This is a genomic window from Ensifer sp. Root127 (genome assembly GCF_001425225.1).
Lineage (GTDB): Bacteria > Pseudomonadota > Alphaproteobacteria > Rhizobiales > Rhizobiaceae > Ensifer > Ensifer canadensis.
This window is the reverse complement of sequence record NZ_LMDX01000015.1, coordinates 63279-85296: the sequence shown is the minus strand read 5'-3', so window position 1 is coordinate 85296 and position 22018 is coordinate 63279. Positions and strand designations below refer to the sequence as shown.

Below are 22018 nucleotides of genomic sequence, written 5' to 3'. Positions count from 1 at the left end.
GGAGCAGCCCGGTAGCTCGTCAGGCTCATAACCTGAAGGCCGCAGGTTCAAATCCTGCCCCCGCAACCAAATCAAAAAAAAAGCCCGCCAGGTAAATCCGGCGGGCTTTTTGGCGTTCTGGGGCAAAGAAACAAAACCGGCTAACCGCCAAACTCGCCCAAAACAAAGTCCAGGAAAACACGGACCTTCAAGGGCAAATGAATGCGAGACGCGTAAACCGCATACACGTGCGTCAACGGCAAAGGCTCGAACCAGCATCGTCTTGGAAGAGGGCGTCGGTTCTGACGGTTTTGACGGTCGCATCAGGCGCCGTAACATGGCGAGGATCCGGCATAGAGCATTTCTAGGAAAAGTGCGAAGCGGTTTCCGTGAGGAAATGCGTAAAAACAAAGAGATAGAGCGTTTGTGCGGTTCCGTCTAAATCGGAAGCCCCCTGGGATGTCGCTCTGATGAGCCAGGATGCGACCCGGCCTTGAAGGCGTCGGCGGCCACGCACCGGCGGCCGCACAAATCAACTCACTGTAAAATCTTGCACCGCTCAGCCTGTTGGACAGAGAAAACGCGTCAGCAGCAGGTGCAGCATCGGCGCCTCTTCCAGCGGCTTAAAACCCGGATCGACGGCGATGCGCCCGAAGATGCCGTCGATGATCGCTGCAATCCAGCGTGCGCCGCCCTCGGGATCGATGGCGGCATCGATCTGTCCGCGTTCATGCGCCGCTTTGATCACAGTGGCAAGGGCGGTGCGCAGGTCAGCGTCATTCGCCGCCACCAGTTCGCCGATGCGTTCGTCGCGCGTGGCCTCGGCGGCGATCTCCAGCGCCAGGCTGGAAAAGACCGGATCGGCCGCCAGCCGCAGGACAACGTCCATAAAACCCAGAAGGGCGGCAAAAAGATCCGACGCTTCATGGAGTTCACGGAAAAACTCCGCCGTTTCTTGACGTTCGACCTCCACGATCGCGGCGATGATGGCGTGTTTGGTCGGAAAGTAATGGAAGAGATTGCCCGGGCTCATGCCTGCCTCGGCGCAGATTTCCGCAGTCGAAGTGCCGTGGAATCCCTTACGGGCAAAACAGACGATTGCGGCGTCGAGGATGACTTGCCGCCTTGCGGCATGTTTTTCCGGGTCGATCTTGCGCATCGTGCCTGCTCCCAGTGGCCATCATTCTTTAATAGACTGATCGATCTCATATGCGATGCGGGTCTTGCAGAGTCAATAGAAGCGGTCTGGTGCCAAGAGCGCCATGTTCCCGCAATGCTTGCATGCGATCGCCTTACTATTGACGTGTTCAGCTGATGGAATTAGTAGATTGACTAATCGAAGAAATAATTCCTTCTGAACGCGATAATCAGGGACCTGTCGACGCGATGCGATCCTCAAGAGGATTGGTCGACATCCATTCCCGTCAGCGAAAGCCAACCAGAATGAGACGTTCCCCAGTTCTGAGCGCAGCAATTGCCACGTTCCTGCTTGCTGCCACTGCAGGCGAGCTGCTTGCCAACGAGGCTGCCGCATCGGTGGGCGCCGATGTCGCAGCCGCAACCCGCACCGTCTCGACGCTTGTGGCCGACAGGCAGCCACAGAAATGGATGCGGTCCTTTGCCGGCATCTTCGTCGCACGCGAAGAAATCGCCGTCGGCACGACGTTGACCGAGCAGCGGATCGCCAAGGTCGAGGTCGAGGTCGGCGATCGAGTGGTCGCCGGCCAGGTTCTTGCCCGACTGGAAACCGAGATGCTGGAAAACCTCCTGCGGGAAGCCGAAGGGCGCGTCGCCCGCACCAGTGCGGCGGTTGCTCAACAGGAAGAGACCGTTCGACAGGAAGAAAAGAAGCTCGACCGTGCACGCCAACTGCGGCACCTGAAAGCCGAGACTTTCCTTGAAGAGCGTGTTTCGGCAGTGGCCATCGCGCACGAGGCGGTCAAAGTCGCCCGCGCCGAGGACGCACAGGCTCAGGCGCTCCAGGCGGAGGCGCGGCGCAAGCTCGAACGCGCCGTGATCGTCGCCCCTTCCACCGGCATCGTTTCCGAGCGCCTTGCCCGCGCCGGTGCATTGGCCGGAACGGAACCGCTGATGCGGCTGATCCGTGACGGCGAGATCGAGCTTGCCGCTGAAATACCGGAAAGCGAGCTACCCCTGCTTGCTGTCGGTCAGCAGGTGAAGGTCAAGCTTTCCGGACGCACGGACACGATCGAGGGTCATGTCCGGGTGATCAATCCGAAGATCGATAGCGAGACACGACTTGGCACGGCCAAGATTGCGCTCATGACCGACAAGCCGCCCTATGCCGGAACGTTCGGCCGCGCGGAAATCGTTGTTGCGGAACGTCCGGCCATCATGGTCGACGATTCCGCGCTGCTTTACGGCACGCCGGACGGAATGCCCTCAGTGTTCATTGTCGAGGACGGCAAGGTCAAGCGCAAGACCGTCCAGGCCGGGATGCGCCAGAACGGCAAGGTGGAGATCGTGTCGGGGCTAAATACCGGCGAACGCGTTGTTGCCAAGGCCGGCGTCTCTCTTCGTGAGGGTGAGGCCGTTGCCACCAAAGACATTGAACCCGCTCAGGCAGGCGCGCAGAAATGACCAGCAATATATCCGCCTGGGCGATCCGAAAGCCCGTACCGACGCTCGTCCTGTTCGTTGTTCTGACCCTTGTCGGCATCGCCTCGTTCCTGCGTCTGCCCGTCAACGCCAATCCGAGCGTGTCGTTTCCCGTCGTCACCGTGACAATCACCCAGCCGAGCGCCCAGCCGGCGGAAATGGAGACGCAGGTCACGCGGCGCGTCGAGGGGGTGGCCGCCGGCTTGGTCGGCGTCAACCACATTCGCTCGACGGTTACCAACGGTGTCTCGACAACGACGGTCGAGTTCAAGATCGGCACGGACCCTGACCGTGCCGCCAACGACGTGCGCGAAGCGGTCGCCCAGATCCGCTCCGATCTGCCGCAGTCGATCCAGGAACCGGTGGTCTCGCGCCTCGACGTTGATGGCAGCGCCATCATCTACTACACCGTGCGCGCACCCAACATGTCCGCGGTCGAGCTGTCGTGGTTCGTGGACGATACCTTGAACAGCGAGCTTCTGACGCTTCCGGGCGTCCAGAAGGTTCAGCGTCTCGGTGGCGTCAGCCGCGAAGTTCGCGTTTCCTTGGATCCGGAGCGCCTGCTGGCGCTTGGCGTGACGGCCGACCAGGTCAACACCGCGATGCGCGAGCTCAATACCAATGTCCCGAGCGGGCGTGGCGAGATCGGCGGGCGCGAGCAGTCGATCCGAACGATTGGCAGCGCCACCTCCGTCGAGGAGCTTTCGCGCCTGTCGATACCGATTTCGGGCGGCCGTTGGGTCCAGCTTTCGGATGTGGCGAAAATCGAGGACACCTCGTCCGAACCACGCAATTTTGCCCGGCTCGACGGCGAGCCGGTCGTCAGCTTCTCGGTGTCGCGCAGCAAGGGCGCGAGCGACACGGTGGTTGCCGATCGCGTTGCCACGCGGCTTGTGGAAATCCAGGCGCGTACACCCGGCGTCGAGATCAAGGAGTTGATCTCGCTGGTCGAGTACACCAAGGACAGCTACGACGCGGCGGTGACGGCGCTGCTCGAAGGGGCGGCGCTGACCGTCGTGGTCGTGTTCGCGTTCCTGCGCAATTGGCGGGCAACACTGATCTCGGCGCTGGCCATGCCGCTATCGATCCTGCCGACCTTCATGGTCATGGATCTGCTCGGCTTCACCTTGAACAGCATCAGTCTGCTGGCGCTGACGCTCGTCATCGGCATTCTGGTCGATGACGCCATCGTCGAGATCGAGAATATCGAGCGGCATGTGGACATGGGCAAACGGCCGTTCCTTGCCGCGATCGATGCCGCTGATGCGATCGGGCTGGCGATCGTGGCGACGACGCTGACGATCGTGGCGGTGTTTGCGCCCGTCAGCTTCATCGGCGGCGCCGTCGGACAATATTTCAAGCAGTTCGGCCTGACGGTCGCCATCGCTGTCCTGTTCTCGCTGGCGGCCGCCCGCCTGCTGACGCCGCTGATGGCGGCCTATCTGCTTCGTCCGAAGGCGGGGCATGGCCATGAGGTCAAGCGCTCGCGCATCGCCGATACCTATGTCCGGATGCTCGGCTGGACGCTCGATCATCGCAAGACGGCGCTTTCCATCGTTGCCCTGATCTTCGTCGGTTCGATCGCGCTCCTGACCATGTTGCCGACCGGCTTCATACCGGGGAGCGACAGCAACCTCTCGACCTTGAAGGTCACTCTGCCGCCGGGCACGCGGCTCGAGGAAACGGCGCGTGTTTCGGATGAGCTGACGCGCAAGATCAAAGCGCGGCCGGAGGTCGACAGCGCGCTTGCGACTGCCGACAGCCTCAACCGGGTCGACCTGCTGATCAAGCTTCGTCCGCGCAAGGAGCGTGCGCTCGGCCGCAAGGCGTTCGAGCTTTCTTTGCGGCCGCTGCTTGCGGAGACGCCGGATATCCAGGCGACCTTTGCGTCCGACCAGGGCGCCAAGGATCTGTCGATCTATCTGACCAGTGATGACGCGGAGGCATTGACCCAGGCCGTGCGCCAGCTCGAAAACGAGATGCGGGCGATGCCGGGCCTTGTCAACGTCCAGTCGACCGAGCCCTTGCTGTCGCCTGAGCTGTTGGTGAAGCCTCGCCTCGACGAGGCTGCCCGGCTTGGCGTCTCGGTAACGTCGATCGGCACGGTCGCGCGCATTGCCACGATGGGCGATAGCGAAAGCAATTCGGCACGGTTCAATCTCGGCAACCGGCAGGTGCCAATCCGGGTGATGCTCGACGAAACCGCGCGGGCGGATTTCGACACGTTGCGAAATTTGCGCGTCGGCACCAACTCCGGCAAGCTGGTGCCGCTGACATCGGTGGCTGACATTTCCTTTGGCGCGGAGGAGGGCAGCGTCGAACGCCTCAACCGCAAACGCCTGATGGCGGTGGAGGCCAATCTGAACGGCATCACGCTTGGCACGGCATTCGAGGCAGTTTCAGCCCTGCCGGCCATGACCAAGATGCCGGCGGGGGTTTCGCAGGCCAGTTACGGCGAAGCCGAATACATGTCGGAAATGTTTCGCAATTTCGCGCTTGCTCTGCTTGCCGGCATCCTGATGGTCACCGCGGTGCTCGTGCTCCTATTCAAGGACTTCCTGCAGCCGATCACCATCCTGATTGCCCTGCCGTTGTCGATCGGCGGCGCTGCGCTGGCACTCATCCTGTTTGGGGCGGCGCTCGATCTGTCCTCGACCATCGGTATCCTGATGCTGATGGGCATCGTCTGCAAGAACTCGATCCTGCTGGTCGACCATGCGATCGTCTGCCGCAAGGAAGGGGCGGACCGGCGAACGGCCTTGCTGACGGCGGGCACGACCCGTGCACGGCCGATCATCATGACGACGATCGCCATGGTCGCCGGCATGGTGCCGGCGGCGATCGGCGTTGGTGCGGATGCAGCCTTCCGCGCGCCGATGGCGATCGCCGTGATCGGCGGCTTGATCACATCGACGATGCTGAGCCTCGTCTTCGTGCCGGTGATGTTCACGGTGATGGATGATGTCAGCGTTCGCCTGGGGCGCCGGCTGAAGCGGCTGTCATCGGTAACAGATGAGGACAAGATCGCTGATGCCGCGCGCAAAGGCCGCCCGCTCGCATCTGGCTCTTCCCATTGAGCCGACCGGCCTATTCGAAATAGTTGACGAGCCGCGTTTCGCCGACGGCGTGAACGCGGCAGTCGACGTCGAAGATCGCCTGCAGGCGCGACGGCTCGATCATCTCCTTCGGTGCGCCCTCGAAGGCGAGCTTGCCGTCGCGCATGGCGACGATGCGATCCGAATAGGCGGAGGCGAAGTTGATGTCGTGCAGCACGACGACAACGGTCTTGGCGAAATCGTCGGCCAGGCGCCGCAGCAGCTTCATCGTCTCGACGGCATGTTTCATGTCGAGATTGTTGAGCGGCTCGTCGAACAGCATGTAATCGGTATCCTGGCAGAGCACCATGGCGATGAAGGCGCGCTGGCGCTGGCCGCCCGATAGCTCGTCGAGGAACCGGTGTTCCAGGAAGTGCAGGCCAACATAGGCGATCGAGCGCTCGATATGCTCGACGTCAACCGCCGTCAGGCGACCCTTCGAATAGGGATAGCGGCCGAAGGCGACGAGATCGCGCACACTGAGGCGCGCGGTGATGTGGTTGTCCTGGCGCATGATCGACAGGCGCCGGGCGAGCACGTCGCCGGCGGTCCTGCTGACATCGAGCCCGTCGACCAGAACCTGTCCCTCATCCATTGGTATCAGCCGGCTGACGATCGACAGCAGCGTCGATTTGCCGGCGCCGTTCGGGCCGATGATCGAAGTGAGGCCGCCGGCCGGCAAGGTCATCGAGACCCGGTCGACGACCGCATTGCTGCCATAGGATTTGGTCACGTCGCGGATTTCGATCATCGGGCGGAGCCTCGAACAAGCAGGAAGATGAAGACAAGACCACCGACAAATTCGATGACGATGCTGAGCGCGGTGTTGAAAGCGAACAGCCGCTCCAGGATCACCTGGCCGCCGACGAGCGTGACGATGGCCAGGCACACGGCAATCGGCAGCACGAAGCGATGGCTGGCCGTCGGGGTGATCTGCCAGGCGAGGCTGGCGACCAGAAGACCGAAGAACGTCACCGGGCCGACAAGCGCGGTGGAGACGGAAACGAGAACGGCGATGAGCACGAGCAGGATGGTAAGGGTGCGGTGATGGTCGACACCGAGCCCGATGGCGCTTTCGCGGCCGAGTGACAGCACGTCGAAGGTTGGGAACAGCCGCCAGAGAACGAAGGTAACTGCTGCGACGGCGACGGCGGAAATGCCGAGAAGGTCGGCGTTGACCGTGTTGAAGCTGGCAAACAGCCGGTCCTGTAGCACCACGAATTCGTTGGGATCGAGGATCCGCTGCAGGAAGGACGAAAGGCTGCGAAACAGCCCGCCGAGGATGATGCCGACCAGCATCAGGAGATGCAGGCTGCGGGTGCCTCCGGAAAACAGCGCCCGGAACAGGAGTACGGAAAAACCGACCATCGCCGCGGCTTCGATGATGAACTGAAACCGCGGGTCGACGGCGGTGGCGCCGGCGGCTCCGAGGAAGAACACCATGACCGTCTGCAGCAGCGCATACATCGCATCGAAGCCGATGATCGATGGCGTCAGGATGCGGTTGCCGGAGATCGTCTGGAACAGGATGGTCGAGACGGCGATCGCATAGGCGACGAGAACCATGCCCGCAAGTTTGGTGCCGCGGAAGGAGAGGATGAAGGCCCAGCTTCCCCTGGCACCGAGTGTCATGAAGGCCAGCATCGACAGGAGCGCGAGCATAGCTGTGACGAGCAGCATGCCGGAGGGTGAAACCCTTTTAATGTCAGCCTGCATGGGCGCGCCTCGAAAGCAGCAGATAGAGGAAGACGACGCTGCCGACGACGCCCATGACCGTTCCGACCGGGATCTCGTAGGGCGCAATCACGATGCGGCCGACGATGTCGCAGGCGAGCACCAGCCCGGCCCCGGTTGCGGCGATCAACGGCAGGGTGCGCCTGAGATTGTCGCCGACCAAGAGGCTGATGATGTTCGGCACAATCAGTCCGAGGAACGGCACCATGCCGACGGTGGCAACGACCGTGGCCGTCACCATCGAAACGATGCCAAGGCCGAGCGTCACCACCTTGTTGAAGTCGAGGCCGACATTGCGGGCGATCTCCTCGCCCATGCCGATGACGGTAAAACGGGCAGCGGTGACATAGGCGATCAACGTCAGAACAAGTGCGATCCACAGCAACTCGTAACGACCGCGCAGTACGCCGGAGAAATCGCCTGACATCCACGCCCCCATCGACTGCATCATGTCGTAGCGATAGGCAACGAAGGTGGTGACGGCGCTGATGACGCCGCCGAGCATGATGCCGACCAGTGGCACCATCAGCGCCGAGCGCAACGGGATCTGGCGCAGGATTTTTAGAAACAACGCCGTACCGGCGAGCGCGGTGAGCGCCGCGACGCCCATCTTGGCGGCGACCGGCAGAGTGGGCGCAAAGATCATCGTCAGCAGCATGCCAAGGGCGGCGGATTCGGCGGTGCCTGCGGTCGATGGTTCGACGAAGCGGTTGCGGGCGAGCATCTGCATGATGGTGCCGGCGACGGCGAGACCGGTTCCGGCGAGCATCAGTGCGAGTGTGCGCGGCACCCGGCTTTCGACGATTAACAGCCAGCCGCGACCATCGCTCTCAAGTCCTGAAGCGAGGCTGCCGACGCCGGTCATGACGCTGATGACGGCAAGCACAAAGATGACGGGAACGGCAATCAGAAGTGGTTTCATCGATCGGTCTTTAGGCGCGCCGGCGTTTTGGTGATTGGCTCTTCTTTGTCGACTTGTTGCCGTTCATTCTTCCGTCGCCTCCAAGCAGCTTGGGACAGGTTTTGTTTGCGTCTTTCCCGGCACCGCTAAAAGCTTGCCCCGCCCAGCGCCGGATTGGAGCTGAGCTTCATTCATATATATGACATGGCTAGTCAAGTTTCGTCGCATCCGCTGCGGCAGTTCGCTCGACGTCGCCGATGCCAGCGCAGGCTGGCCTGTGGATCGGTCCAGGACATTTTTGGTGGCGCTCGCACACGTTCATGGGCCGCGGTTTGGCGCACGGCATTTGCAAGGACGGCAAACGGCCTTGTTGCCCTCTTTGGAAAATCGCGCTAGGACGATCGAAAAGATGAGGGAAAAAGTCATGAATATATCTCTGTTTTCTAATGGTCTTCGTAGTGTTGCAGTCGCTGCCGTCCTGGCTCTGGCGCCTGCCGCAAGCGCTGAAACGTTGAAGATCGAGCACAGCAGCGGTACGACGGATGTCGAAAAGAATCCGAAGACCGTGCTGGTTTATGACTTCGGAATGCTGGAAACGCTAGACATGCTCGGCATTCCCGTGGCGGGCGTTCCCGGCTCTGCGATCCCGCCGTCACTCGAAAAATACAAGTCCGACACCTATCCGAAGATCGGCACGCTGTTCGAGCCCGACTACGAGGCGGTCAATGCCGCCGAACCGGATTTGATCATCGTCGGTGGTCGTTCGCAGTCGAAATATGCCGAGCTTGCCAAGCTCGCGCCGACCATCGACCTCACCTCCGACGACAAGGATCTGATCGGCAGCGTCAAGAAGAACGCCGCTATTCTCGGCCTCATCTTCGGCAAGGAAGCGGAGATCAAGGCAGCTTCGGAGAAACTCGACGCCTCGATCGAAAAGCTGCAGGGTGTTGCCAAGGGTGCCGGCACCGGCCTCGTGCTGCTGACGACCGGCGGCAAGATCAGCGCCTATGGCAAGGGTTCGCGGTTCGGCGAAATCCACGACATCTTCGGTGTGGAACCGGCTGATCCGAAGCTGCAGGTCGCGACGCATGGCCAGGCCGTTTCCTACGAATATATCCTCGAGACCAATCCGGACTGGATCTTCGTCGTCGACCGCGACGCGGCGATCGGCCAGGAAGGCCAGCCGGCCGCAGCGCTGCTCGACAACGAGCTGGTGCGCCAGACCAAGGCCTGGAAGAACGAGCGGGTCGTCTATCTCGATTCCGCCAAGCTCTACCTGACGAGTTCGGGCCTGAAGTCCGAGCAGGATATCGTCGATCAGCTCACCGAAGCACTGAGCAAGAAGTAGGCTTGAGGTTCCGATAAGGGCGGTAGGAGCAATCATGGCGCCTTTTCTCTTTCATTGGCCTGCCCACCGACCCCATGCAGTGTGGAGAAGAACATGTTGAAAGCCACGAGCGGTATTACCACCGCGCGCGCGTCGCAATACCTGCAGCAGCTGTCCAAGCATTTCGCCCACAAGACGACGGTCGAATATACCGAGACGGATTCTGTGGCGACGATAGGGGCGAGCACCGCGCGCATGACGGCGCGCGGCGATCAGCTATCTTTCGTCGCGGAATCACCGGATGCCGAGGCGCTGGCGGAATGTAAGGACGTCATCGAACGCCACATCATCCGCTTCGCATTTCGCGAGGAGCTGACGTCGCTCGACTGGTCCGACACCGCCGAGTGAGCGGTCGGCCACCTCGCAATCGATATATTTAATGCTTGATCCGTGAACCTGTTTCGCCCGGCCTGTTCGATCGCGACTGCAGGTGCGCCGATATGCCTGATGGCAGGGACGGCTGAAGCAGGGGTGGCGCGGTCGGCAGGCGCACGGATGCATCAAGCGCTCGTTTCGGCGACACCAACACTCTCTGCGGCGGCGGGATCGATACCGGCGTTTGCTCCGGTTCGGGAACCTCGTCCTGCTGCGGCGTTTGCAGGGCTGCCTTCAGACGTATGACGGCTTCCTGCGCCTTGAGCTTGCAGCGCACATGATCCGGATCGTCGGAAAGGATATCCTCGAAGCTGCTGAAGATGCTGAGGGCCTCTTCGCCTCGGCCCGTCGCGCAGAGGGCGACGCCGAGCTTGTAGCGCACGAGGCTTACGAGCGGATGGCGGGCCAGCAGGGCCTCGAAGGTCTCGGCCGCTTCAGCGTAGTGCCCTTGCGCCATCTGGCTGTCGCCGAGCCGATGCTGGATCTTGCCAGCGCCCGGCATCGTTGCAAGCAGGCTTCTGTAAAGATATTCGGCCTCGTCGTGCTCGCCCTTGTCGTCGAAAAGCTGGGCGAGGCCGTAGCGAGCCCGGGTGTGTGTCGGCACGGTGTGGATGACCTGCCGGTAGCCGGGTTCCGCCTTGTCCAGTCGCCCCTGGCTGTGCAGTTCCACCGCGCGCTCGTAGACATGTTCGATGCTGCGCGGGTTGAGGCAGTTGCGCAGATTGCGGCCTGATCGCGTTTTGACACGCATGCTGCGAATGCGGCGCTCTTCAACCCCGAAGGAATATTTGTAGGCTTCGTTGCCGCGCAGGAAATCGTAGACCCGATATCCCCAGGCGATCGCATTGCGAATGGCAAAGCCGTGCAGCAGAAGCCCCGGGGAAGGGGTCGTCCACGTCTCGTCGCGGCCGGTGATGTAGAACAGGACGGTCTTCTTCTGCCGGTCGAGCAGATTGGCAAGCACGCCGAGCGGCTGGTCCTGATACCACAGAACGGGAACATCGAGCGCGCCCTGGTTAAAGGCGTCCAGCAGCATCTCACGTGTGAACGTGATTAGCCGATCGACCTTGCTGCCTTTGCGCTCTGCCCATTTGATGCGCCACAGCCGGAACAGCGTGTCGAGGTCTCTTTCGATCGTGTCTTTTGTCGCGTGGGTAATGCGGTAATCGGGTGATGCCTCGACCATCCGCATGAAGCGACGCAGCTTCTGCCGCGTCTGGGCGCTCATATGCGTGGCGAGATAGTCCTCCCAGCTTTCGGGCAGGTTCACATAGGGGCAGATCGTATTGTCGATATTGTCGGGATTGCTGCGCTCGTTGCTGGTCTGGACGAACTGGTCTTCGGGAAAGGCGCCGAGCAGACGATCGAGCCGCGAAGAGGCCGTAGAGAAATAATCGAACGTGAGGGTCGTCCAGTTCTCCTTGCCGATGTGGGCAGAAAAGGTATCGGCCGCAGCATCCTCCAGGCCGGGCCGGCACAGGAAGCCGGTATAGTCGGCGCCATAGTTGCCGGCCATCCGGATCTCGTCGCAGAAAAGCTTGGTCGTGTCGTCCTGGTAGGTCGACACTTTCAATGGCAGGAAGGCGCAATACCGCCCATCGTCTTCCTGCTTGAGGGCAAGAATGAACCAGCGGTGTCGGTGCGACAGATATTTCTGCAGCCACTCCCAGGAAAGAAATAGATGAGCTTCCGGGTCTTCTAGGTAGATCAGATCCCAATCTTCGCGAACTTTCTCAAAATATTCTAAAGTATCAATAATATCTATTTTCATAACGCCCTCTTACGCAACTGAGAAGTATTTTTAGTTTAGCGTATTTCAAGCCAGAATTTCTTCGAAACAACTTTAGCTTATAGTCAATATTTAGCCATTATATACCAAGGATATTATCCGAATGCAGGATGTCGCCTGCCGGCTGTGGCAATCTCGTCTAGATCGAACGCTCGTCGAAGTTCGGCCGTGAGCGAATGAAGGCCCAGAGGCTCTTGCTGATTTCGGTGATCTCCTGGATGGCGGCTTCGAGCCGCTCCAGTTCCCGGGCGTCCAGTTGCTCGACCTTGCCGTAGCGAATGTCCTTGTCGCCCTCGACCAGGCGCATCAGCTGTGTACTGGAGATCTCGCCCTGCTCGTCGAAGGAATAGATGCAGTGATTGTATTTGTTGCGCATCTTCGACTGCTGTTTCAGCCGGTCCATGATCGAAAGAACGCTGTCGCGCGTGTCGACCGGCGTGACCGGCAGCTTGGCCAGGCGCTCGGTCAGATCGATGCGGGCGCGCGTCGTGTTCAAGGTCAGAAAGACCACGATCGCCCGCTCCTTGTCGACATTCAACAGGTGGGCGATGATATAGATCAGCAGGCTTTCGGTATTGGTCCAGACATAGTTGAGGCGGCCGACAAGCAGAAGCACCTCGTGTATCGCTGCCATCGAACGTCTCCTCTGTGCGCCATCGATGACGCGCTGCCATTGCCGGCGCAAACCATTTTGACGGAAATGACCGAGCCTTCAAGGCGTTGGCAGATTGCTGGTGAAACAGCGAAAGCTGCCGCCCCATTCTGCTTAGCCCCTTCGTCATCCCCACCCCCCGTACTTCGCCTCAGGTTTCCTTGAAGGCGCGTGACATGCTGTCGGTGATCGGCTTTGTCAGATACTCGAAGAACGTGCGCTCCGACGTCGTGATCAACACTTCCGCCGGCATGCCCGGCACCGGATGGAAGCCGTGGATGCGGTGGATCTCGCTGACGGGAACCTCGACGCGGACGATATAGACATCGCGCTGCTGGCCGCCGCTCACTTCTTCAACCGAGTCCGCCGAGACGTAGAAGACCTTGCCGCTCAGCACCGGAGTCGTGCGGCGGTTGAGCGCCGAGAGACGGATGGTCGCATCCTCGCCCACCCGCAACTGATCGATCGAGGTTCGCAGCACCTGCGCTTCGATGATCAGCGGCACATTGGCCGGCAGGATTTCCATGATCGGCTTGCCGGTCGCGATCACCCCTCCGGCGGTATGGAAATAGCTGCGCACCACTGTGCCGTCGACGGGCGAACGGATGGTGGCGCGGCCGAGAACTTCGCTTGCCTCGCGCAACTGCTCGCGCACGCCATCGAGATCGGCTTCTGCGGCCTCAAGCCCATCGAGCGCCGCCTGCTTGTTGGCGTTGACGGCAATGACCGCCTCCTGGCGATAGCGGTCGATCTGCGACAGGCTCTCCTTGACCTCGGCGTCGAGCCTGCCGATCTCGCCCATCGCATCGGCCGCGGCGCGGTCGAGCGCCATCAGTTCGGATTTCTTGGTCAGTCCACCTTGGACAAGCTTGCTCTTGGCGTCCCGCTCCTCGTTGAGGATATCCAGCTGCTTGTTGAACGATTCCTGCTGGCGCTGGTAGCCCTGGGCTCGGAACTCCAGCGACCTGATGTTCTGGTCGATGAGGTTCAGCTGGTCGTCGAGCTTGATCTTCTTGCTGTGAAAATTGACGTTCTGGCTCTCGATGATCGCGTGGATATCCGGATCGCTGGCCTCGTTCTTGACGATGTCGGGGATCTTGAATGTATCGCTGCCCATGGCTTCGGCACGCAGCCGTGCGACCACCGCCTCGAGACGCAGGCGTTTGAGGTTGAGGGCGCGCTCGTTGGCGCGCGACGGCGTCTGGTCGAGCTTGACCAGGATATCGCCGGTCTTGACCTTGTCGCCTTCGGCCACCAGCATCTGCTCGATGATGCCGCCTTCGAGGTGCTGAATGATCTTGTTGTTGCCGTTGGCGACGAAACTGCCCTGGGCGATAATTGCCGCTGCCAGAGGGGCTGCGAAGGCCCAGTAGCCGAAGCCGCCGAATGAAGCGACGATCAACGCGAGGCCGACCATGCTGTGCAGCTTGATCGATCGCGGCACCTCCGAGTACCACTCGACGGCATGTTCTTCGGCGGCATTCTTCTTCTCGCGGCTCATGGTCATTCTCCGGCGATACGGGGTGCGGACTTTTCGTCCTTCGGCTTGGCGCCGATGGCTGCAAGCACGTCATTGCGCGCACCGAACATGGCAACGGTTCCCTCGTTCAGAAGCATGATCTTGTCGACGCATTGCAGCAAGGAGGGACGCTGGGTGATGGTCACGGTGGTGATGCCCTGCTTCTTGGCATGCACCAGTGCGCGGGCAAGCGCTGCCTCACCATTGGTGTCGAGATTGGAATTGGGCTCGTCCAGCACCACGAATTTTGGGTTGCCGAAGAAGGCGCGTGCCAGCGCAATGCGTTGCTTCTGGCCCCCCGAGAGCGGCGCACCGTCCGCAGCGACGATCGTCTCGTAGCCCTGCGGGAACGACGCGATCAACTCGTGCACGTCGGCGAGTACGGCCGCTTCGAAGATCGCGCTGTCTTCGACATCGTCGCGCATGCGCGAGATGTTGGCCTTGATCGTGCCGGGAAACAGCTGCACGTCCTGCGGCAGATAGCCGATGCTTTCGCCGAACTGCCGCTGGTCCCAGTTTCTCAAATCCATGAGATCGAGGCGGACATTGCCTGAGGTCGGCACGATCGAACCGACGAGCATCTTGCCGAGCGTCGTCTTGCCGGAGCCGGAATTACCGATAACCGCAAGCGACTCCCCCTTGTTGAGCGAGAAGGAGATGCCGTTGAGGATCACGCGCTTCTGCGGCGGCGGCACGAAGAGGATGCGTTCAACATCGAGCCGGCCCTCCGGGTTCGGCAGTCGCAGGCGCGGAAAGTTCAAGGGCGAGTTGACCAGCAACTGCTTGATCCGGCCATAGGCGGCACGTGAATGATTGAGCTGGTTCCAACCCTCGATTGCCCCTTCGACCGGCGCAAGCGCCCGCCCCGAGATGATCGAGGCAGCAATGACCATGCCGCCGGTGAGGTGCCCGTCCATCGACAGATGCGCGCCCCAGCCAAGCAGGGCGACCTGGGTGAACATGCGCACCGCCTTTGATGCCCCGGTAAAGATGATGCTGCGGTCCTGGGCATAGACTTGCGATTTCAGCGAACCGGCAGTCTCGCGGCCCCACATCTTTACTGCTTCCGGGATCATCGCCAGTGCGTTGATGATCTGTGAGTTGCGCGACATCGAATCCAGGTGGAAATTGGCGCGGCTGAGGAAGGCGTTGGCCTCGCTGAAGGGCTGCGACGTCGCCTTCTGATTGAGATACGCGATCACGAACAGCACCACGCAGCACATGATGACGATCAACCCGAGCTGCGGCTGGATCATATAGACGACCACCACGAAGAACGGCATCAGCGGCGCGTCGAGGAACGAGATCAGGGTGCCGGAGACGATGAAGGAGCGCAGTTGCTGGAGGTCGCTCAACACCTGATAGTCGCGACCGTTGCCGTGCAGTGACGCTCTCGCGGCCGCACTCAAGATAGGCGCGCCGAGCTGGACCTCCATTTCGACGGCAGTGCGCATCAGGATGAAGCGGCGGATGGAATCGAGGATGACCTGCAGGACGATGGCACCGAGCACGGCGATCGTCAGCATCACCAGCGTATCCTGCGAGCGGCTGGTCAGCACCCGATCGGAGATCTGGAAGAGGTAGATCGGAATGGCAAGGACCAGAACGTTGATCGCGATGGTAAACGCGATGACGATCATCATGTTGCGGCGGACGACGGCCATACCGTTGCGCAGGCTGGCGGCAAAATTGACCGGTCCCATGCGCTTGTGGAAGGTGTGCTTGTCGCCACCACCACCACCGCCGCCATCGGTCGGGGCGCCGCCGCCGTCGCGGACGGCCGGACGGCGGTCATTCTCTTTCAGCGGGCCTGGATCGTTGTCGATCGTCTGCGGGAGAGCGCGACCCGGTCGGCCCTTCAATTCATCGGCCGGGTCGCTGTCGTTGCCACGACGATGTGCTTGCTGCTGCGCAGTCGAGCTGTTTTCCGGCAGTTCCGCCGGCGCCGCCTTTGCGATCGGCATCTCGGCGATTGCCGCGACGACCGGCGCTGCCTGACGCTCAACTTCCTCCAGCGGTGCGCTTTCGCGGTCTTGCCACCGGGCGCCGTCGCGCCTTGGGCCGAAGTGATAACTGGCCTGCTTCTTCTCGGTATGGCGGATGGGGTTTGCCATCGAGCGGGCGAGGGCGAGAAACTCTGCGTCGGAATCGTCTTGGTCGCGGGGGGCGGGGGCATCGGCGAGTTTCGCGGGTTCCGACATCGCTTTCGGTGCCGGCGCGTGCCCTTTCCGTGTCGTGCGGATATCCAGGCCGACCTTTCGCAGGCCTTCAACGGCCTCGTTGATCGCGGCGATGCATCGGTTGGTCAACGCTGCTTCGAGTTCGTCGACGACCTCCGGAGCCGGCTCTTCCCGTGCAGGCGCCTTGCTGCCGCTGCCACGCCACTTAGAAAGATCGTTCATGCCTTCCCCCGTTCGTGTTCTTGTTAGGTCAGCACCGTGTGCATGACGTCGTTCCATTGGCCGTTGGACCAGGACAAGTCATTGCCGGCGTCGATCACTGTTTCGGTCGGATGTGACGGTGCGTCGTCGTCGCCGATGAAGGCGATGACTTCGTTGGCGAGCCGGTCGCCCTTGGGCGTCACGTCATGGGTATCGGTGTCGTGGTCGACAAGGCCGGCCTGGATCAGGATCGCATCGGAATAGACCTGGCCGCCGACATAGGTCGTGTGGCCGAAACTGTCGTAGTCGATGATCTGAGCGCTGTTGACGACGGCGTTTGCACCAGTGTGGATGGTAATGTCAGCATCCGGATTGTCGCTGAGGATCTTGCTGGCGACGTAACTGACGGAATCGGCGTCGCCGAGAATGCTGATCTGCTTGATGACATTGACGTCATACAGGTTGCCGGTGATGTAAAGAATGTTCAGGCCTTCATAGCCCTGGAAATTGAGGTCATGCGAAAAGCCTGAGGGCAGTTCGTCAATGCGGTCGTTGATGTTGTCGACGGCCTTCTGGATATAGTCCGGGATCGCTTCGAAGCGGTCATTCGCGCCGATGTTCTGGATCGACGCCTGGTTCCAGATCAGGTTGCCGCTCTCGTTTACGGTCATGCCGTTGCCGGCGGCAATGCCACTGATGTGGTCGTTGTCGTAGAAGACGGCGACCTGGGTGATCATGTTGAGGTCCAGGACCTTGCCGCCGACGATCACCAGGTCGTACTGGTCGCCCAAACCGAGGAAGGAAGCGAGGTTGACCGCCACGTTGCCACCGGTCAGGGCCGTTGTCTGGACGCCGGTGGTGGTCACGGTCACCGTGTCGTTGTCGTTTACGAAGTTGTACTGCTCGACCCAATGGACGAAGGAAACGTCGCCCTCCACCATGCTGACGCGCCAGGCGTTCGGGAAGATCGACGATTGAGCCGTATCGCCGTCCTGCTCGGAAGACGATGAATGATAGGCATCACGGCCGAAATTGGCGATGTTCATCGCAACCGTGCGTGACGTAGATTCGGCCGAGTTTTCACTCAGAACCCTATCCAGCCTGTCACTGTCGGCATAGGCGTAGGATTGCGAGATGATGTCGATCTGATGGTATCCGCCCATCACCGCCGTTACGGGGGCGATGACGCCGGTCTCGACGATGCTGACGATATTGGCGACGATGTTGGCGCCGGCTTCGACGTAAACGGAATTGCCGCTCTTGTCGTCTTCCTCCTGCAGCGGGCCGTCGGTGCCTTCCGGATCGGCAACCGGTTGCGCCAGTCCACGATCAGGCATGAAGTCCGCAAGAACCGGGGCTTCGTCGACGCGGCAGCCGTTGACGTAGACGCCCTCGATGCTGTCGGCGGCCAAGGCGAAATTGCCGTTGTCATCCCTTGGCAATTCGTCCGGAGAGACGGTCGTGGGAAGGTCGATTTCGTCGTCGAGCGGATCCGTAGTGGCGGGTTGCTCGGTGAGTACAATGGTTGTGCCAGCATCGGCGCCTGCGTTGAGGGCGGGCTCGCTGCTTGAGGCTGGCGGTTCCGGCAGTCGGTTTGCCGCGGCGTAGTCCGACAGATCGTCGGCGATTTTCGAGAGACCTTCAAAGGTGTCGACGCGGGTGTAGTGCGCGAATGGAGTGGCTTCGGCTGCCTCGGCGCTGAATTCGGCAAGTTTGTAGCTGACGTAGGTCGTGTCGCGCGGGGCGACCTCGGAATCCGTCATGTTCAGGGCGTCGTCGTCGCGCACCATATTGGCCTGGACCACATGGGCGATGACCGAGCCGGGGCCGTCGTGGACAATCAACTTGTCTTCGACAGGTGCCCCGTCGGGTTGGCCGAGGTTGGCGAACAGCTTCACCGGTACGGTATTGCCGTATTGGGCGACAGCATCGGCAAAATGATCGCCGAAGCCGCGGATCCGGCCGAACAGGTCCACATCGGCAATGTCATGGGAGGGCGCTCGATAAAGCACTTCAGGATCATAGTCGACCAGCTGGTATGAGGATGTAAAGTCGGACGGCTTTGCTTCGCCGTCTTCGAGCTGCTGCGCAACTTCCTTCAGATCACCGCCTTCGAGCTGCTTCTGCCTCAGCCGTGCTTCATCGGTATCGGCTTCGAACAGGCCGATGAAATGTGCAATGATTTCATTCACTCTTTCCGTATGCATTGTCCCGATCCTTCCCTTTTTTCCGCATCAAAGGGAGACTTCGGTGGGCCTAGACAGGAATGCCCCGGTAAAAAAGAAACGAACCGATCCGAAATCAAATCTGCGCGACTGCACCGGCCGCGCGGGGGGCCGGTGCAGTCTTCTCTTGTGAAACGGATCGATCAGCTGTCGGTGTCGTGACCGACATCCGTAGTTTGCGAATTGCCACCGATGACGCTGGAGTCGACGGTGTTGCTGACAAGGTTCGCGCCCTGGACGATTTCCTGATGGAAGCCGGAATTTGCCAGGATCGCCGACGAGTCGGAGGTCGTGCTGCCGTTGATGCCGTCACCGGCCTTGAGGTCCCAATCCGACTTGGTGTCGAAGTTCAGACCATCGCCGCCATCCGAGTGCCCGCCGTCGGCGCGCAGGTCGTTGTTGGCGTCCGAGTTGTTCATCCTGACGTCGTAGGCCTGGTCCTGATCGGCAAGGTTGTTGGCCTGTACCACGCTGAAACCGGTATCGTTGCCGGCGCCTTCGAGCGAGTTGTTGAGGATGTGGTCGACGTTCAGATTAAACGAGAAGTCGTCGCCGAGATTGAAGGTGAGGTCCCCACCGGCGATGCCGAGATTGTCGAAGTCCTTGACGTCCTTCAGCGTTGCAAAGTCGTCGTCCGATTTGGTGATGATGTCGTTGTCGGATGACGAGTAGTTGTTGCGATTGTCGCCGTTGTCGTTGGCTTCCGTCTTGATGTCGGTATCGATGTCTGTCTTGGTGGTAACCTTGCTGTCATAATCCCATTCATAGGAATTGTCGCGGTTGTCACCGTTGGCCTTCTGGTCGATATCTGTTTCGACCCTGCTGTTGTCCTTGTAATCGTAGTCGTAATTGTAGTCGGTCGAGCTGTCGGAGTAGTTGTTGCGGTTGTCGCCGTTTTCATTGGCCTCGGTCTTGATGTCGGTGTCGACATCCGTCTTGATGTGGGTGTCGTTGTCCTGCGAACTGTCGCTGTAGTTATTGCGGTCATTGCCGTTGGCGATGCCAACGTTGCTCGTTGACCCGTCGTCAACGTTCAGATCATTGGCAGCACTGGTTGCCAGTCCATCGGCGAGAGCGCCGACTTTCAGATCATCATCGGCCTTGATGCTATCGTCGAGAAGTGCGGACATGTGGTTCTCCTCCTGAGAAGGAGCCAGCACCGAAACCCCTACATCTTTATGAGGTTTTTATCCGGAGCTGGCTCTTTTTTGAATTTCAGATGATGCTCCCGCGGGATATTCATCTGTGGGGTCTCAATATATTTCAATGTTGTTTTAAGTATCGAATTGCGGCAGGTTAGTTCCTGCACTCAATCATTACGTGTGATTATGTCTTTGGTTTAATACTGATTTACGCTTCACTACGCTTACACATTCACACGGGCCGCGAGCCAGAACGCACACACAGGTACCGGGCTCGGATCACACGAAACTCAAGTGCGATGAGAGGAGTGTGGCTCTGAATACGACGGGACGATAGACATCAATTGGAGCTAGCATGCCATTTTTGGGCGAATTATCGGCGTTTTTTCGGGATTTTTTGGGGTTTTAGGGATCGCAAGGGTTTGTTAATCTTTGCAAAAATCGACCTGGCGCAACCTCTGGTGCTCGCGGGCAAGTTGCGCTTTAGAGCGCAGAGAGGTCTTGTCAGCCATCACGGGGAGTGCAATGCTCACCCCGAGAGATAGCTCCTAGGAAGTATTATTAGGTATATGCCTAAGGTTCTCTCTGGAGAGAAGCTATTTCTGGTGGCGAGAGCCGGCGCACGGACGGTGTGCGGCCGACGCTGCGGATGGAAATGGATGATATGGATGGCTGAGTAGCCTAGGCTGAAAGCCCATTCAGACGCTTCGGATACGATCTTGTTATACTTTTGGTTAAGAATTAGCCCAAAGATGGTTCTAATTAGAACGATTTAAGGGGCTTTCTGGAGGGCATCTAATCCTTTTGGGTTGTTTCACCCCTCCTACCTTTACGATACATTAGCTAGTGCGAATTTTCCGTCTGTGGAGAGGGTTCGCGCTATCCACTGGTCACGAATCAATTTGCTGAGATGGGCGTAACTCCGAGTCAGGCTGGCGCACCCATAAGAATAAATGGGAAAACCCGAGGAGGGCGTAATGCATCCTGAAGGCCATAACGTGGGCGATTTTGAAGATAACAACAAGGCTTTGTCGCAAAAGAAAAAGATTGTCATGCTTGCCAAGATCGACCTGTTTGCCGAGTGCTTGATGCAGGCGGTCGGCTCCCGGTTTTCTGGACATGACGTCGTTAGTCTTTCCGACCCCGACAATTTGCTCGACGGCAATCTCGTCGATGTTTCTTTGATCATGCTATACCGCATGTCTGCCAAGACATTTCCGACAATCCTGCGGACCATTCACGAGTTCCATCCCAAGGCCTCGATCGGACTGGTGGTGGACAATGCCGAAGAACTCGATCCGTCGATCGCCGGTTTTGTTGAAGAGCGGTTGATCCATGGTGTCCTTCCTCTCAACCTGCACCTTGATGTCTGCCTTGCGGCGATCGATCTGCTGATGAAGGGGGGCGAGCATTTCCCGGCTGCACTGTTGCGGCGGCTGTCGGTAGACCCCTTTAACTCGGCCAAGCTCTATGGTCGGCAGGCGGAAGCGTCCGATGCTGCTGTCTATGCGAATGCCGGAAAGCGGCGGCGGGAGGCAAGTCTGGGTGGGTTAACAACCCGCGAAGTGCAGATTCTCGATTTGATCTGCATGGGAACCCAGAACAAGATTATCGCCGATCGCCTTGGGTTGTCGGAAAACACCGTGAAGGTTCACGTCCGCAACATCTACAAGAAGATGAATGTGCGAAACCGGACGGAAGCAGCATCGCGCTATTTTACCACCGATGCGGATTCCGAGCACGCGGCGGGACCGTTTTCTTCGCGCTGGAAGAACTGACGCCGTGAGACGTCGGGGATGATGCTTCCGTTGCTCATCGCCAATTGGCGACTTTGAGGGACGGTTTGCGTTGGGCGCGGTTTAACCCAAGTACTCTCACGTCGTCTGTGATGTTTGTTGCGGTGGCCCAGGCGGGCATCGCATGCTTTGTCGTGGCGGCGAGTATCGCGTGTCGCAGACAGAGGTGCGAGGAAGCGTGGCCGTATGGCGTAGATCCGATATGTCGTTGATGCCGGATGGTTGAGTAATTATTCTTCAGTTATGTAGTTATACGAAGATATTTCGATGGATGTAATTATATCTTCTCGCTATCTGTTTATAATTTGTGATGTCTGCTGATTTTTTGTTCAAATTAGGTACATGTTTTGTGATTGTAACTTTATTGTGTATGGCATCATATATTGTTATTTTAGTTCCGTGTTGACTATGTATTAATTATTTG

The 22018-nt window shown here is 59.6% G+C and carries 15 protein-coding genes; 5 read left to right on the top strand and 10 right to left on the bottom strand.

Going from position 1 to position 22018, the window contains the following annotated elements; translation table 11 throughout:
* Positions 1 to 538: 538 nt before the first annotated feature.
* Positions 539 to 1138: a TetR/AcrR family transcriptional regulator gene (locus ASD03_RS18290; RefSeq protein WP_025424976.1), complete on the bottom strand. Its 600-nt coding sequence runs from the start codon at positions 1136 to 1138 to the stop codon at positions 539 to 541.
* A 284-nt stretch (positions 1139 to 1422) separates the two neighbouring features.
* On the opposite strand from ASD03_RS18290, the gene ASD03_RS18285 reads away from it, so the two are divergent.
* Together ASD03_RS18285 and ASD03_RS18280 are read left to right on the top strand one after the other, a co-directional pair.
* Positions 1423 to 2580, top strand: a complete 1158-nt coding sequence (locus ASD03_RS18285; RefSeq protein ID WP_025424975.1) for an efflux RND transporter periplasmic adaptor subunit — start codon at positions 1423 to 1425, stop codon at positions 2578 to 2580.
* Positions 2577 to 5675, top strand: coding sequence for an efflux RND transporter permease subunit (locus tag ASD03_RS18280; protein WP_025424974.1), 3099 nt, complete (start codon positions 2577 to 2579; stop codon positions 5673 to 5675). Before ASD03_RS18285 ends, ASD03_RS18280 begins: the two co-directional genes overlap by 4 nt.
* Positions 5676 to 5685: 10 nt before the next feature.
* Here the strand turns inward: ASD03_RS18280 and ASD03_RS18275 are convergent, their stop codons facing one another.
* Genes ASD03_RS18275 through ASD03_RS18265 form a run of 3 tightly spaced genes read right to left on the bottom strand, consistent with a single transcriptional unit; the run spans position 5686 to position 8349 of the window.
* Positions 5686 to 6444 carry an ATP-binding cassette domain-containing protein gene (locus ASD03_RS18275; RefSeq protein ID WP_025424973.1) on the bottom strand — a complete coding sequence of 253 codons (759 nt, stop codon included), beginning with the start codon at positions 6442 to 6444 and terminating at the stop codon, positions 5686 to 5688.
* Positions 6441 to 7409 carry an iron chelate uptake ABC transporter family permease subunit gene (locus tag ASD03_RS18270; RefSeq protein ID WP_025424972.1) on the bottom strand — a complete coding sequence of 323 codons (969 nt, stop codon included), beginning with the start codon at positions 7407 to 7409 and terminating at the stop codon, positions 6441 to 6443. Before ASD03_RS18270 ends, ASD03_RS18275 begins: the two co-directional genes overlap by 4 nt.
* Positions 7399 to 8349 carry an iron chelate uptake ABC transporter family permease subunit gene (locus ASD03_RS18265; protein WP_025424971.1) on the bottom strand — a complete coding sequence of 317 codons (951 nt, stop codon included), beginning with the start codon at positions 8347 to 8349 and terminating at the stop codon, positions 7399 to 7401. Before ASD03_RS18265 ends, ASD03_RS18270 begins: the two co-directional genes overlap by 11 nt.
* A gap of 403 nt (positions 8350 to 8752) precedes the next feature.
* Between ASD03_RS18265 and ASD03_RS18260 the strand changes: the two genes are divergently transcribed.
* Positions 8753 to 9676, top strand: coding sequence for a siderophore ABC transporter substrate-binding protein (locus tag ASD03_RS18260; protein WP_025424970.1), 924 nt, complete (start codon positions 8753 to 8755; stop codon positions 9674 to 9676).
* 96 nt (positions 9677 to 9772) lie between these two features.
* Positions 9773 to 10063: a DUF2218 domain-containing protein gene (locus ASD03_RS18255; protein WP_025424969.1), complete on the top strand. Its 291-nt coding sequence runs from the start codon at positions 9773 to 9775 to the stop codon at positions 10061 to 10063.
* Between the two features lie 28 nt (positions 10064 to 10091).
* On the opposite strand, the gene ASD03_RS18250 is transcribed toward ASD03_RS18255, so the two are convergent.
* The 6 genes from ASD03_RS18250 to ASD03_RS18225 form a co-directional block, all read right to left on the bottom strand.
* Positions 10092 to 11861, bottom strand: coding sequence for a GNAT family N-acetyltransferase (locus tag ASD03_RS18250; protein WP_025424968.1), 1770 nt, complete (start codon positions 11859 to 11861; stop codon positions 10092 to 10094).
* A 157-nt stretch (positions 11862 to 12018) separates the two neighbouring features.
* Entirely contained in the window at positions 12019 to 12513 is a 495-nt protein-coding gene (locus tag ASD03_RS18245; RefSeq protein ID WP_025424967.1) for a hypothetical protein, read from the bottom strand.
* A gap of 169 nt (positions 12514 to 12682) precedes the next feature.
* Complete coding sequence (locus ASD03_RS18240; protein WP_025424966.1) at positions 12683 to 14032, bottom strand: HlyD family type I secretion periplasmic adaptor subunit; 1350 nt, start codon at positions 14030 to 14032, stop codon at positions 12683 to 12685.
* Positions 14033 to 14034: 2 nt separating this feature from the next.
* Positions 14035 to 16251, bottom strand: coding sequence for a type I secretion system permease/ATPase (locus ASD03_RS18235; protein ID WP_162174740.1), 2217 nt, complete (start codon positions 16249 to 16251; stop codon positions 14035 to 14037).
* Between the two features lie 224 nt (positions 16252 to 16475).
* Positions 16476 to 18638, bottom strand: a complete 2163-nt coding sequence (locus tag ASD03_RS18230; protein ID WP_025424964.1) for a hypothetical protein — start codon at positions 18636 to 18638, stop codon at positions 16476 to 16478.
* 161 nt (positions 18639 to 18799) lie between these two features.
* Positions 18800 to 19786 carry a hypothetical protein gene (locus tag ASD03_RS18225; protein ID WP_025424963.1) on the bottom strand — a complete coding sequence of 329 codons (987 nt, stop codon included), beginning with the start codon at positions 19784 to 19786 and terminating at the stop codon, positions 18800 to 18802.
* A gap of 989 nt (positions 19787 to 20775) precedes the next feature.
* Here ASD03_RS18225 and ASD03_RS18220 point away from each other — a divergent pair.
* The gene (locus ASD03_RS18220; RefSeq protein ID WP_025424962.1) at positions 20776 to 21576 is read left to right on the top strand and encodes a response regulator transcription factor; all 801 of its coding nucleotides are present in this window, start codon (positions 20776 to 20778) and stop codon (positions 21574 to 21576) included.
* The last annotated feature ends 442 nt before the right edge of the window (positions 21577 to 22018 follow it).